Raw genomic sequence first — 13,138 nt, forward strand, 5'->3', positions numbered from 1 at the left:
ATTGCAGGTTGAAACCCCCCTGACAAGCTGTTCGCGTCTGCAACCATGCCACTCGCGATTCATCAGTGGAGGGCCTCGACCAGGAGCTGCTGGTGTACAGCTGCGTCAGCGCGCTGAGATTCGATGCACTCGCGCTCCATCGGCACATCCAGCACGGCGCGCCAGGAGGCGAGCAGGGCAGCAGACTCGGGCATGGCAGCCAGGTCCTGGCAAGGGCACCCGATCGCCGCTGCAGCGACGGCCACCTTGGGGTCGTAGCTGAGGGCCGCACAGGGAGCTCCGGCCAGGGCCGCCAGGATCAGCCCATGCAGGCGCATGGCGATCACCAGACCGGCCTGGGCGAACACCGCCATCGCCTCCTCAGGACTGTTCACCGTCAGCTCGCGGCTGCGCTCCAGCAGGGCAGGCGGCACCAATCGCTCAGCCTCAAGCCGCGCCAGCAGACCCCGATCCTGGTGCCGGTGAAACGGCATCCACAACACGGAGCGATCAGCCGACAGGGCCAGGGCTGCCACAGCCTCGAGATAGGGGCGCCAGGCCTCTCCCCGCAGCTGCTCCACCGGTCGCCAGCAGAGCACGATCGCTCGCTCCTGCAGGGTTTCTGAAGGGGGTGTGGCCGCCAGCCCCCAGACCGGATCGCTGCCCACCACACCCTTGGCACCAAAGCGCCTGGCCAGACTGGCCGAGTCTGGGTCTCGCCAGCTGATCGCCGTGGCCCTGGGCAATACCAACGCCACCAGTGCGCCACTGCGACGGCGGCGCAGGGGTCCGAGGCCCTGACCCCAGAGGATCACCGGTTTCCCCTGCCAGCGAGCCTTGAGGATCAGAGCCGCGTAATACAGCAGGCTGCGAAAGCTGGTCGAGTCCTGCAGCAGACTGCCGCCGCCGAACACCAGGGCATCGCAGCGATCCAAGGCCCGCAGCACCCCAGCCACCCCCCGCCGTTGCACTGTCTCCACGCCGAATCGGTGCTGAACCTCGGCTTCGTCGTGGGCGGTGACCAGGGCGCTCCAACCTGAGGGGAGCTGGGCCAGCAGGGCCTGAAGCAGGGCGTCATCGCCGAGGTTGTGCTCGCCGTAATAACCGCAGAGCAGGGCCTGCATCGAACACGCACCCGGGCAGGCTCCGTACATTACGGATCACCGTGGGCTCCCCTGCCATGCATGCTCTCTCCCTGCCCACCTGGTGGATCCACATCACCTCGGTGCTGGAGTGGATGGCGGCGATCGTGGCTGTGATTGTCTGGGGGCGTCGCCGCCAGGAGGGGGGCTGGCGCTGGCTGGCCCTCGCCATGCTGCCGGCCCTGGTGAGCGCCATGGCGGCCTGCACCTGGCACCTGTTCGACAACACTTCGGACCTGGATGGGCTGGTGGTCTTTCAGGCGGGATGCACCGCCCTCGGTAACGCCGCCCTGGCGTTGGCGGCCTGGAATCTGTGGCGCCACCAACCCCTGCCGGCAGGGGCCGCCGACCTCACCAGCTCCGGATCCGCCAGCAGCCCCACCCTGCCGACCAGCCAGCCATGAGCGTCCTGACCCTGCTGGCCCGTTTCGATCCGGCCCCCCTGTTCGTGATTTCATTGCTGCCGTACCTGGCCTTCCTGTGGTGGGCGGCACGGATTCGTGGATTCCCGTGCCTGGCCCTGCGTGGCTTCCAGGCCACGCTGCTGTTCGTGGCGATCACGATCGTGGCGGCGGTGATCGCCCAGGTGCGCTTCGACGACCAGCTCGCCAACGTCGACCCGCTCCACGGCGGGGCTGAGAGCTTCCTCACCATCAGCAACCTGCTGGTGCTGCTTGGCTTCGCCGGCGTGGGCAGCGTCCGCCAAAACGGCGCCGGTGGCATGAACAAGTCTTAAGGGGAATCGGCTGGAGGCTGCGCTGCCCGGAAGATGGGACGTCGGCTTTTGCTCCATGATCGCTCCGCTTCTGGCTCTGGCCCCTGCCTCTATCTCCTGGTCCCCGAAAGTGGCCCTGGTGATGATCGTCTGCAACGTGATCGCCATCGCGATCGGCAAGGCCACCATCCAACAGCCCAATGTGGGCGCCCAACTGCCCAACTCCGCCATGTTCGGCGGCATGAGCCATGCCTCCCTGCTGGCCACCACCAGCCTGGGTCACATCTTCGGCATCGGCGCCATCCTCGGATTGGCCTCCCGCGGCGTGGTCTGAACCCGCCGATCGAGATCACAGGCCAGATCCCTGGCCTGCTTGCGGCCCCCAAGGGGCCGCTTTTTGATGGGAACCGACCCGAGGCGGATTCCAGCCAGACGTCGCCGTTGTCAGCGCCAGCCCAGTAGGTAGGGCAGGGCCCGCAGGCCATAACGCTCAAAGCGGTAGTCGAACAACAGGGCGGACAGATCGGCGGCCTGACAGGTCTCGAGGCCGGCCAGCAACCTCTCCAGACGGTGATCAGCGCGGCGATCCCGCAGCGCCAGCCAGGTGCGACGGGCCAGCCGGCCGCTCAGGGGCCAGCGCCAGCCGAAGTGCTTGCTCAGCTGCCGCTGATAGCGCCTTCGCAGCCGATCAGGATCGCGCTCCTGCAGCAGCAACGGCGCCAGCAGGCCAGCGCTGGCCATCGCATGGCGGATCCCTTCACCGCCGAGCAGGTTGGCGGTGCTCACCGCATCGCCCAGGCCGATCAGGCGCCCGCGGCCATGGGGCTCGCAGCGATCGATGCGGCTGCGGATCAGGCCGCCGTGGCGGTCCAGCACTCCGGCACCGTCCAGGTCAAGGCGATGCAGCAGGGTCTGCAGATCCGGCCCGAGGGGGCGCTGTCGGAAGGATGAGGCGCCGCGGACCGGCTGATCCAGGCGGCAGACCCCCAGCTTCAGACGGCCGCACTGCATTGGAAACACCCAGCCATAGCCCTGGGGCACCCAGTCGCTGCCGAGCAAAAAAGTGAGTTGCTCGGCCCAGCGCTGCCACTGTGATGGCTTCACCTGCAGCAGCCATTCCACGCCACGCCCCACCACCAGATCCGGCGGATCGCCCAGCAGGGCACGCCCCTGGCCGCTGGCATCGACCACCCAGCTGCTGCGCACAGCCACAGGGCGACCATCGCTTTGGCGCAGGTGGGTGAGCAGACCACCAGACACCTCTTCATAGCCAAGGGCCCGAAGGCCCAGCTCGACGCGTCCACCCCAGCCGCGGCACTGCTCCGCCAACCAGAGCCGCAGGGCGCCGAAGTCGAGCACGACCCCCAGGGGCAAGGCCGAGCTCCAGTGGCGCGAGGACTGGCCTGGACCGATCAACTGCCAGCTGCGCCAGCGACTGGCCACCACCTCGGCCGGCAAGCCGAAAGACTCCACGGCCTCAAGCGGCATGGCTGCACTGCTGAAGGCCGCCCGGCTCAGATCGGGCAGCTGATCCACCAGCAGCACATCCACGCCCCGGCCGGCGAGCAGCCTGGCCAGGTGCCCCCCAGCCGGCCCTGCTCCAACGATCAGCACGTCGCAGGTGAGACCCTCGCAGTCGATCACTGCGCAGTTGTTCAGGGATTCACCAGGCTCAGACCGGAAGAGCCTGGCGTTCCGCGGCAACGAAGACGCCCGCAAAGCGCTGCTGGATCCGTTCCGCCATCTGGGGTGGCGTCAGACCCAGGGTCAGCTTGCTCTGCTCCGGGGTGGCGTGATCCACAAGCACATCCGGGATACCGAGGCGCAGCACGGGCACCAGCACATCGTGGTCGTTGAGGCTCTCCACCACCGCCGCACCGAAGCCACCAGGCAGGGCACCTTCCTCCATGGTCACCACCCGACCGATGCGGCGGGCCAGCGGCACGATCAGGGCTTCATCGAGGGGGCGAAGGAAACGGGCATTGACCACGGCGGCCCGGATTCCCTTCTCCTGCAACAGGCCGGCGGTGGCCATGGCTGGCGCCACCATGGCTCCATAGGCCACGATCAGCAGGTCGTCGCCATCGGTGAGCAGTTCACCCCGGCCGATTTCCAGAGGCTCCCAGCCCTCTTCCATCAGCGGAGCACCTTCGCCTTCACCGCGAGGGATGCGAATCACGCAGGGGCCGGTGTGGTGGATGGAGGTCACCAGCATGCGCTGCAGTTCGGCCTCATCCTTTGGGGCCATCACCGTGAAATTGGGCACGGCGCGGAGGTAGCTGATGTCGTACTGGCCCTGGTGGGTGGGGCCGTCGGCTCCGACGATGCCGGCCCGATCCAGCACAAAGGTGACGGGCAGGTTCTGAATACCCACATCGTGGATCAGCTGGTCGTAGGCACGCTGCAGGAAAGTGCTGTAGATCGCCACCACCGGTCGCAGGCCCTCGCAGGCCATGCCGGCCGCCATGGTGACAGCGTGCTGCTCGGCAATGCCGACATCGATGTATTGCTTGGGCAGGGCCTTCTCGAGCAGATCCAGCCCGGTGCCGGTGGCCATGGCGGCAGTGATCCCCACCACGCGCGGATCCTGCTCACAGATCTTGACCAGGGTCTGACCGAAGACCTTGCTGTAACTGGGCGGCTTCGGCTTGCTGGAGGGATAGGCCTTGCCGCTTTTGAGATCGAAGGCCGACTGGGCGTGGTAGGCCACCTGATCGGCTTCGGCATAGGGATAGCCCTTGCCCTTGGTGGTGGCCACGTGCACCAGCACGGGACCCTCGGTGCGATGCGCCAACTCGAAGGTGCGCACCATCTCGGGGATGTTGTGGCCGTCGATCGGGCCGATGTAGGTGAAGCCCAGTTCCTCGAAGACCGCGCCCACCTTGGGAACGGCCAGGCGGCGCATGCCCTCCTTGATGCGCTCCAGCTCCGGCGGCAGTTCGCCGTGCAGGAAGGGCAGATGGCGGATCGCCTCCTCGGCGTTGCCGGAGAGGAACTGAACCGGCGGGCTCAGCCGCATGCGGTTGAGGTAGGTGGAGAGGGCTCCCACCGGCGGGCTGATCGACATGTCGTTGTCGTTCAGCACCACCAGCAGGCGGGTGCGGGGGAGGTGGCCGGCGTGGTTGATCGCCTCCAGAGCCATGCCACCGGTGAGGGCGCCATCACCGATCACCGCCACACATTTGAAATCCTCGCCACGGCGATCACGGGCCAGGGCCATGCCCAGGGCAGCCGAGATCGAGGTGGAGGCGTGGCCGGCACCGAAATGATCGAAGCGGCTCTCGCTGCGCTTCAAATAACCGGCCACCCCGCTCTTCTGGCGCAGGCTGTCGAAATCGTTGTAGCGGCCGGTGATCAGTTTGTGCGGATAGGCCTGATGGCCCACATCCCACACGATCCGGTCTTCATCAAGGTCGAGGGTCTGGTAGAGGGCCAGGGTGAGTTCCACCACCCCAAGACCAGGACCGAGGTGGCCGCCGCTGGTGGACACCACCTCCAGGTGGCGCTCCCGAATCTGTCGTGCGATCGCCTCCAGGTCAGCGGTGCTGAGCCCATGCAATTGATTGGGGTGACTCAGCTCGCTGAGATGCATGCCCTGGCTCTCTCGTGAAGGGCAATCTAGGTGGTCGTTCCCGCGGGACGGCGACATCCGCTACAGGGGGTTGCGACACTGACGCGCATGATCGATCCACGCTCCAGCGCCCCCACGCCCCGCGCCGTCGCGTCCCAGACCAGCGGCAGGCCGACCATCGGCGAGCAGGCCATCGGCAGCGAGGCCAACACCAGCGATGTCAACGGCAGGGACGAGCCGTTGCCTGAAGCGAGCAGTTACCTGCAGCGCATCCTGCGGGCGCGCGTCTACGACGTGGCGATCGAAACGCCGCTCGATGCGGCCCCCAACCTTTCGGACCGGCTCGAGAACACCGTGCTGCTCAAGCGCGAAGACCTGCAGCCGGTGTTCAGCTTCAAGCTGCGGGGCGCTTACAACAAGATGGCGTCGCTCTCTGCCGCTGAGCTGGAGCGGGGGGTGATCGCCGCCAGCGCCGGCAACCATGCCCAGGGCGTGGCCCTCGGGGCCCGCAAGCTCGGCTGCACCGCGGTGATCGTGATGCCGGTCACCACGCCGGAGATGAAGGTGCGGGCCGTGGCGGCCCGCGGCGCCGAGGTGGTGCTGCATGGCGACAACTACGACGCAGCCTGCGCGGAAGCCCAGCGCCTGGAGATCGAGCGCGGTCTCACCTTCATCCACCCCTTCGACGATCCGGAAGTGATCGCCGGTCAGGGCACGATCGCCTTCGAAATCCTGCGGCAGTGCTCCTCACCCCCCGATGCCATCTACGTGGCGGTGGGTGGTGGCGGCCTGATCGGCGGCATCGCCGCCTATGTCAAGAGCCTCTGGCCCGCTGTGGAGGTGATCGGCGTGGAACCCACCGACGCCGATGCCATGACCCGCTCCCTGGCTTGCGGAGAGCGGGTGATCCTGGAGCAGGTGGGCCTGTTCGCCGATGGGGTGGCGGTGCGGCAGGTGGGGCTGCACACCTTCGCGCTGGCGCAGCGCTACGTGGACGCGATGGTGACCGTGGGCACCGACGAGATCTGCGCCGCCATCAAGGACGTCTTTGAGGACACCCGCTCGATCCTTGAACCGGCCGGAGCCCTGGCGGTGGCCGGCATGAAGGCTGACGTGGCACGGCGTGGCCTGAAAGGGCGGACCCTGGTGGCCGTGGCCTGTGGCGCCAACATGAACTTTGATCGGCTCCGCTTCGTGGCGGAACGGGCCGAACTGGGCGAGGAGCGCGAAGCGATGCTGGCCGTGGAGATTCCGGAACGGCCTGGCAGCCTGCGTCAGTTCTGTGAGCTCCTGGGGGGTCGCAGCCTCACCGAGTTCAGCTATCGCATGGCCGATCCTCGGGTGGCGCACATCTTCATCGGGGTCCAGATCCGCGGCCACAGCGACACCCAGCAGCTGATCGGCGAACTGCGAAGCGGTGGGTTCGCCTGCCTCGATCTTTCAGACAACGAACTGGCCAAGCTGCACCTGCGCCACATGGTGGGGGGACGCCTGCCCGCCGGTGCCGTGGCCGCCGCCGCCCAGAGCGAGGAGCTGCTCTACCGCTTTGAGTTCCCGGAAAAACCGGGTGCCCTGATGACCTTCGTGCAGGCGCTTCATGCCAGCTGGAACATCAGCATCTTTCATTACCGCAACCAGGGCGCTGACGTGGGGCGGATCGTGGTGGGTCTGCAGGTGCCCCCGAACGAACAGGCCGCCTGGGAGCAGTTCCTGGCAGGCCTGGCCTATCGCCACTGGGACGAGACGGGCAATCCCGCCTACCGGCTGTTCCTGGGAGGCGATCAACCTCCCAACAGGCTGGAGCAGCCCACGGCCGGCGTATAGGCCATGTAGAGGAGGTGGGATCGGCCGCCAGGGCTGGCCTTGCCAGCTCCGCTAGGTTTCGGTGACGACCGCAGCGCCGCCCTTTCTCCCTGCTCTCGCGTCGATGGCTCGAGACACCCTCTCCTTGCCGGCCCGCCTCGAGGCGATCCTCTACCTGAAGGGGCGCCCCCTCAGCCTGGCTGAACTGGCCGCGATCGCGGCCACCAGTCCGGAGGAGACTGAGCTGGGCCTGATCACCCTGATGGCCGACTACGCCCATCGTGATACGGCCCTCGAGATCCGCCAGGAGGGCAAGTGCTATGGGCTGCAGCTCAAGGACAGCCTCAGCGATCTGGTGCAGAGCCTGCTGCCGGTGGATCTGTCCACCGCCGCCCTGCGCACCCTGGCCACGATCGCGCTGAAGAAGCGGCTGCTGCAATCCGATCTGGTGGAGCTGCGCGGCTCCGGCGCCTACGACCACATCAAGGAGCTGCTCGCTCAGAATTTCATAGAACGCAAACGCCAGAGTGATGGGCGCTCCTACTGGATCAGCCTGAGCGAGAAGTTTCACCGCACCTTCGCCGTGCTGCCGGCCCGGGCTGACGAGCAGGGAGCGGCGAACGGGGAATCCCCACCCTCTCCGGATCGGGCTCCGGATCGGGAGGCTGCATAGAGTCGAGCCGACGGCACCCGACCCATGGAAATTCTCAGCCTGCTGCTGGCCGTACTGGCCAGAACCCTTGAGATCTACACGCTGATCCTGCTGGTGCGGGTCCTGCTGAGCTGGTTCCCCAACCTGGACTGGAGCAACCCGCTGCTCTCGACCGTGAGCTCGATCACCGATCCCTACCTCAATGCCTTCCGGGGCCTGATCCCACCCCTGGGCGGCCTTGACCTCTCGGCCATCCTGGCCTTCATCGCCCTGCAACTGCTCCAGAGCCTCTTGGGCGGTGCCAGCGCCTCGCTGATGGCCCAGGCGTCCATGTACGGATGACCCTCACCTTCGTTCCGATCCACGTCTTCCGGCACACCCCGCTGGTGACCTTCTTCGATGCCAGTGTTCCCCACAGCAATGGCACGGATGTGGTGGTCCACGAGGGGCCGGCCGTTTCTCCTCCCGACGACGAGGATTTTCCGCAGTTCTACCGGCACCAGCACCAGGTCGATCACAACCTGGTGCTCAGTGGCAGCCGCAGCTTCGTGCTGCTCAACCCCTCCTGGGATCAGCCCCACCATGTCGTGCACCTGCAGCGGGCCATGGGGGCCCTGCAGATCCCGATCGGCACCCTGCATCGCTCGATTTCGGGGGAAGCGGGCAGCATCGTGCTGAACCAGTCGGTGCGGGATCCCCAGTTCAGCTACGCCACTGAATTCATTCCGCTGAGCCTGCGGGAACGCCAGGATCTTCAGGATCTGCTGGCCTTGAGTCCGTGGATCTGGAGCTGGCGCGATGGCCACATCCACCGCGACCACCTCTGAGCAGCAGCACTCAGGCAGGGTCGACAGGCTCCAGAGCCTGCTCAAGCGGCAGCAGTTCATCGTTCTCGCCCGCACGCCGCCGTACCGGCGTGCTGAACCCCCGTGCCTTGACATGGCGAACCTGCAACGGGCCAGGGGTTCCAGCCGGCACAGCCAGACGCAGGCCGAAGGCGGAGTCTCCGGGCGGCACATCACCGATCGAGCCCACCCGGCTGCGGTTCTGGAGCACCGGCTCGCCGCTGGCATCGAGGATCACGGCGTAGACATCCGTATCCACCACCTCCCGGCGGCTGGGGTTCGCCACCACGCCCCGCAGGGCATAGCAGCTGGCGGTGCCGCTGCGTCCCTGCTCCGGCTGGGCACCCACATCACCGCGGGGGCAGGGCTCCAGCACCACCTCGCGCACCCCCAGCTCGGCCGCCAGCGCAGGGGTAACGCCCCCCAGCAGTGAGCCCAGCAGCAGCCCCACGACCAAGGCACGCCGCAGGAACCGCAAGGACGTCCTCCAGGACGCCGCCAGGGATCGGTGCATGGCAGAGGCGCAAACTGCGTTCCGGTCTACCGAATCCGCCCTAGCGATCGTCGCCGCTGCCGCCGATCACGTCGCGGGCTGCCCGGCTGGCCAGTTTGGCGAGATTGGCGGCGGCCACCTCCTCCAGATCGAAACCCAGCTCGGTGGCCAGTTGAGCCACGTACCACAGAACATCCCCCAGCTCCGCCTTGAGGCCCTCTCGCACGGCGTCGTCGAACACGCCGCCGCGATCCCGCAGCACCTTCTTCACCTTGTCGGCCACCTCGCCGGCCTCACCACAGAGGCCGAGGGTGGGATAGATCGGGTTGGCACCAGCATCGGGGTAATGGGCCGTGGCCCGTGAGCGCTGCTGATAGCTGCGCAAATCCATGACTGGAGATCGTGAGGTTGGATGGTAGTTTCCGGCTGTCACCGATGGTTCTGTCCGGTCCCATGCGTCGCACCAAGATCGTGGCCACCATCGGGCCCGCCACCGAATCGCCGGAACGGCTCAGGCAACTGATCGAAGCTGGCGCCACCACGTTCCGGCTCAATTTTTCCCACGGCGATCACGCCGACCACGCCACCCGGATCGCCACCATCCGACAGGTGGCGCATCAGATGGGAGCCAACATCGGCATCCTTCAGGATCTGCAGGGTCCGAAGATCCGTCTGGGGCGCTTCGTCGGCGGCCCGATCACGTTGGCGAACGGCGATCGCTTCAGTCTCACCTCCAGGGATGTGAGCTGCGACCAGACCATCGCCACCGTGACCTACAACAAACTCGCCGACGAAGTGCCCTGCGGCAGCCGCATCCTGCTCGATGACGGCCGGGTCGAGATGCTGGTGGAGGAGGTGGATCAGGCCCAGCAGACCCTTCACTGCAGCATCACCGTGGGCGGGGTTCTCTCCAACAACAAGGGGGTCAACTTCCCCGACGTGCAGCTTTCGATCCGGGCCCTCACCGACAAGGATCGCGAGGATCTGGCCTTCGGACTGCAACAGGGCGTCGACTGGGTGGCGCTGAGTTTTGTGCGCAACCCCTCAGACATGCAGGAGATCCGCGATCTGATCCACAGCCAGGGTCACAACACGCCGGTGGTGGCGAAGATCGAGAAGTTCGAGGCGATCGATCAGATCGACGCCATCCTTCCCCTCTGCGACGGGGTGATGGTGGCCCGCGGTGATCTCGGTGTGGAGATGCCCGCCGAGGAAGTGCCGTTGCTCCAGAAGGAGCTGATCCGCAAGGCCAACAGCCTCGGCATCCCGATCATCACGGCCACCCAGATGCTCGATTCGATGGCCTCCAGCCCCCGGCCCACCCGCGCCGAGGTGAGCGATGTGGCCAATGCCATCCTCGACGGCACCGATGCGGTGATGCTCTCCAACGAGACCGCCGTGGGGGACTTTCCGGTGGAGGCGGTGGCCACCATGGATCAGATCGCCCGCCGCATCGAGCGCGATTACCCGCGCCGCACCCTCGACAGCCATCTGGCCAACACCATCCCCAACGCGATCAGCCAGGGGGTGAGCAGCATCGCCCGTCAGCTTGGTGCTTCCGCCATCCTGACGCTCACCAAAAGCGGCGCCACGGCCCGCAATGTCAGCAAGTTCAGGCCGAGCACGCCGATCCTGGCCATCACCGGCGACGTGAGGGTCGCGCGGCAACTGCAACTGGTCTGGGGCGTGACGCCCCTACTGGTGAAGGAGCAGAACTCCAGCACCAGTACTTTCAGCATGGCGATGGGCATCGCCCGCGAGATGGGTCTGCTCAGCGATGGCGATCTGGTGGTCCAGACCGCCGGCACCCTGGCCGGCATCAGTGGCTCCACCGACTTCATCAAGGTGGGGATCGTCTCGGCGGTGCTGGGCAAGGGCACCGGCGTCGGTGGGGGCTCGGTGAGTGGCCGGGTGCGGCTGGCCAGAACCCCGGAAGAGGCAGCCATGCTGCAGGTGGGGGAAATCCTGGTGGTGCCGGAAACCTCCGCCGCCTATGTGGACGCGATCCGCAAAGCCAAGGGGATGATCACCGAAACCGTGGGGACTGACAGCCATGCCGCCGTGATCGCCGAGCGGATCGGCATCCCGGCGATTGTGGGTGTGGCCAATGCCACCAAGGATCTGCGGCAGGGGGAGATCGTCACCCTGGATGTGCCGGAGGGGCTGGTGCACCGCGGGGCCCGCAGCCACAACTCCGACGGCTATCGGTCCATCCTGTAGGCCGGCTGCATCCCCGCCATGGCCTCGAGACTTCCCCTGGCCGAAACGGTCGGGATGGCGCTCACCACCCTGCGCTCCAACCGGCTGCGCAGCCTGCTCACCATGCTCGGCATCGTGATCGGCAACGCCTCGGTGATCAGCCTGGTGGGGGTGGGCCAGGGAGCCCAGAACCTGGCCGAAGGTCAGCTCAGCACCCTTGGCGCCAACGTGCTGTTCGTGGTGCCGGGCAACAACGACACCCGGCGTCAAGGCATCGACTTCCCCAAGACCCTGGTGCTGGATGATGCCGAGGCGATCGCCACCCAGGTGCCGAGCGTGCGGCGGGTCGCGCCCCAGATCACCCTCAGCGAAGTGATCCAGGCCGGCGGTCTCAGCACCTCCGCATCGGTGTCGGGGGTGACGCCGGAATTCCTGACGGTGCGCAGTTTTGATCTGGCCCAGGGGCGGTTCTTCAGCAGCGGCGATCTGCGCTCCGCTCGCAACGTGGCCGTGATCGGCCCCGATCTGCGCGACAAGCTGCTGCCCAACGGCAGCGCGATCGGCCGGCAACTGCGCATCCGCGATCAGTCGTTTGAGGTGATTGGCGTTCTGGGAGCCAAAGGGGCCGTGTTCGGTTCCAATCAGGACGAAGCCGCCTACGTGCCCCTCACCACGATGGTGAGCAAGCTGAGCGGCCGCGATCCCACCTATGGGGTGAGCCTCAATTTCATCAGCGTGGAAGCCGGCGACGACGACAGCATCAACGCCGCCAAGTTCCAGATCACCAACCTGCTGCGCCAGCGCCACCGCCTGCTGCGCGAGGACGACTTCGCCGTGCGCACCCAGAAGGATGCACTGACGATCGTGAGCACGATCACCGGCGGGCTGACCCTGATGTTGGCGGCGATCGGAGCCGTGTCCCTGCTTGTGGGTGGCATCGGCATCATGAACATCATGTTGGTGTCGGTCAGCGAGCGCACCCAGGAGATCGGCCTGCGCAAGGCGCTCGGGGCTCGCAGCAGCGATGTGCTGCGGCAGTTTCTGGTGGAATCCCTGGTGCTCTCCAGCCTCGGCGGCGTGATCGGCAGCGCCGTGGGCCTGGCGGCGGTGGCGGTGGTGGCGGCCTTCACACCCCTGCCAGCGGCCGTGGGGGCCGGCACGGTGTTGATCACCGTGGGGTTGTCTGGATCGATCGGCCTGTTCTTCGGGGTCGTTCCGGCCAGGCGGGCGGCACGGCTGGATCCGATCGTGGCGCTGCGCAGCCTCTAGATCTGCTTTCTCACCAGGTCATTCAGCGAACAGCAGCTCCTGTCAACCCCAGGATTGGCCTGTCAACACCGAAGAAACTGTTAAACCCGAAAAAACGTGGCCATCGTCACCAAACCGAGACCGGGTTAATGGGTTGATGGTTTCAAGACTCCCAATTGTCCTGGCCTTGGAACTGATGTCCTGCGGATATCGCAACACCACAGAGCGCATGGTGATCGTTCGCTGCTGTGGACCGGATCAGTTTTACCTGGAACGCGTGGTGTTCCCCTTTGAGCTGCTCAGCTTTCACTGCCCCCCCGAGGGCGACGTCGAGATCTGGACCCATGGGCTCGGGGGACCGGAACTGCTGGAGCGGCTTCAGGGTCGTGAACTGCTGATCGAGCAGCCCTTCACCCCAGCCGCCATGAACGTGACCACCGAGGCCACCCCCTGGCTTCAGACCGGTTGAGCCGGGCTTCAGGCTTGCCGAG

The 13,138-nt window shown here is 66.5% G+C and carries 15 protein-coding genes; 10 read left to right on the forward strand and 5 right to left on the reverse strand.

The annotated features are described in order from the left end of the window. Positions 1-62: 62 nt before the first annotated feature. Positions 63-1,103 carry a polysaccharide pyruvyl transferase CsaB gene (gene csaB, locus KQ310_RS14870; protein ID WP_259722489.1) on the reverse strand — a complete coding sequence of 347 codons (1,041 nt, stop codon included), beginning with the start codon at positions 1,101-1,103 and terminating at the stop codon, positions 63-65. Positions 1,104-1,159: 56 nt separating this feature from the next. Here csaB and KQ310_RS14875 point away from each other — a divergent pair, with 56 nt between their 5' ends. The 3 genes from KQ310_RS14875 to psaK are packed head-to-tail and all read left to right on the forward strand — an operon-like array spanning position 1,160 to position 2,170. Next, positions 1,160-1,525, forward strand: a complete 366-nt coding sequence (locus KQ310_RS14875; RefSeq protein ID WP_259722490.1) for a DUF2499 domain-containing protein — start codon at positions 1,160-1,162, stop codon at positions 1,523-1,525. Next, positions 1,522-1,857, forward strand: a complete 336-nt coding sequence (locus tag KQ310_RS14880) for a DUF3593 domain-containing protein (protein WP_259722491.1) — start codon at positions 1,522-1,524, stop codon at positions 1,855-1,857. Before KQ310_RS14875 ends, KQ310_RS14880 begins: the two co-directional genes overlap by 4 nt. A gap of 55 nt (positions 1,858-1,912) precedes the next feature. Next, complete coding sequence (gene psaK / locus KQ310_RS14885; RefSeq protein WP_197155898.1) at positions 1,913-2,170, forward strand: photosystem I reaction center subunit PsaK; 258 nt, start codon at positions 1,913-1,915, stop codon at positions 2,168-2,170. 110 nt (positions 2,171-2,280) lie between these two features. Here psaK and KQ310_RS14890 read toward each other — a convergent pair whose 3' ends face one another. Both KQ310_RS14890 and dxs read right to left on the reverse strand, forming a co-directional pair. Then, complete coding sequence (locus KQ310_RS14890; protein ID WP_259722492.1) at positions 2,281-3,480, reverse strand: NAD(P)/FAD-dependent oxidoreductase; 1,200 nt, start codon at positions 3,478-3,480, stop codon at positions 2,281-2,283. A 28-nt stretch (positions 3,481-3,508) separates the two neighbouring features. Beyond that, complete coding sequence (gene dxs, locus KQ310_RS14895; RefSeq protein WP_259722493.1) at positions 3,509-5,428, reverse strand: 1-deoxy-D-xylulose-5-phosphate synthase; 1,920 nt, start codon at positions 5,426-5,428, stop codon at positions 3,509-3,511. An 87-nt stretch (positions 5,429-5,515) separates the two neighbouring features. On the opposite strand from dxs, the gene ilvA reads away from it, so the two are divergent. The 4 genes from ilvA (at position 5,516) to KQ310_RS14915 (ending at position 8,689) form a co-directional block, all read left to right on the forward strand. Beyond that, positions 5,516-7,231, forward strand: coding sequence for a threonine ammonia-lyase, biosynthetic (gene ilvA / locus KQ310_RS14900; RefSeq protein WP_259722494.1), 1,716 nt, complete (start codon positions 5,516-5,518; stop codon positions 7,229-7,231). Positions 7,232-7,334: 103 nt separating this feature from the next. Next, positions 7,335-7,883, forward strand: coding sequence for an SMC-Scp complex subunit ScpB (scpB, locus tag KQ310_RS14905; RefSeq protein WP_259722495.1), 549 nt, complete (start codon positions 7,335-7,337; stop codon positions 7,881-7,883). 24 nt (positions 7,884-7,907) lie between these two features. Further along, positions 7,908-8,204, forward strand: coding sequence for a YggT family protein (locus KQ310_RS14910; RefSeq protein ID WP_197155902.1), 297 nt, complete (start codon positions 7,908-7,910; stop codon positions 8,202-8,204). Next, positions 8,201-8,689 carry a hemagglutinin gene (locus KQ310_RS14915; RefSeq protein ID WP_259722496.1) on the forward strand — a complete coding sequence of 163 codons (489 nt, stop codon included), beginning with the start codon at positions 8,201-8,203 and terminating at the stop codon, positions 8,687-8,689. Before KQ310_RS14910 ends, KQ310_RS14915 begins: the two co-directional genes overlap by 4 nt. A gap of 10 nt (positions 8,690-8,699) precedes the next feature. Here the strand turns inward: KQ310_RS14915 and KQ310_RS14920 are convergent, their stop codons facing one another. Together KQ310_RS14920 and KQ310_RS14925 are read right to left on the reverse strand one after the other, a co-directional pair. Further along, positions 8,700-9,221: a hypothetical protein gene (locus KQ310_RS14920; RefSeq protein WP_259722497.1), complete on the reverse strand. Its 522-nt coding sequence runs from the start codon at positions 9,219-9,221 to the stop codon at positions 8,700-8,702. Positions 9,222-9,261: 40 nt separating this feature from the next. Then, positions 9,262-9,591 carry a nucleoside triphosphate pyrophosphohydrolase family protein gene (locus KQ310_RS14925; protein ID WP_259722498.1) on the reverse strand — a complete coding sequence of 110 codons (330 nt, stop codon included), beginning with the start codon at positions 9,589-9,591 and terminating at the stop codon, positions 9,262-9,264. Between the two features lie 62 nt (positions 9,592-9,653). Between KQ310_RS14925 and pyk the strand changes: the two genes are divergently transcribed. The 3 genes from pyk (at position 9,654) to KQ310_RS14940 (ending at position 13,116) form a co-directional block, all read left to right on the forward strand. Then, complete coding sequence (gene pyk, locus KQ310_RS14930) at positions 9,654-11,420, forward strand: pyruvate kinase (RefSeq protein ID WP_259722499.1); 1,767 nt, start codon at positions 9,654-9,656, stop codon at positions 11,418-11,420. Between the two features lie 18 nt (positions 11,421-11,438). Further along, on the forward strand, positions 11,439-12,668 hold the full coding sequence (locus KQ310_RS14935) for an ABC transporter permease (protein ID WP_259722500.1): 1,230 nt from the start codon (positions 11,439-11,441) through the stop codon (positions 12,666-12,668). Between the two features lie 175 nt (positions 12,669-12,843). Continuing rightward, positions 12,844-13,116, forward strand: coding sequence for a DUF1830 domain-containing protein (locus KQ310_RS14940; protein WP_259722501.1), 273 nt, complete (start codon positions 12,844-12,846; stop codon positions 13,114-13,116). The last annotated feature ends 22 nt before the right edge of the window (positions 13,117-13,138 follow it).

The sequence above is a fragment of the Synechococcus sp. CS-1328 genome (assembly GCF_025128095.1).
In the GTDB taxonomy this organism is placed as follows: domain Bacteria; phylum Cyanobacteriota; class Cyanobacteriia; order PCC-6307; family Cyanobiaceae; genus CBW1002.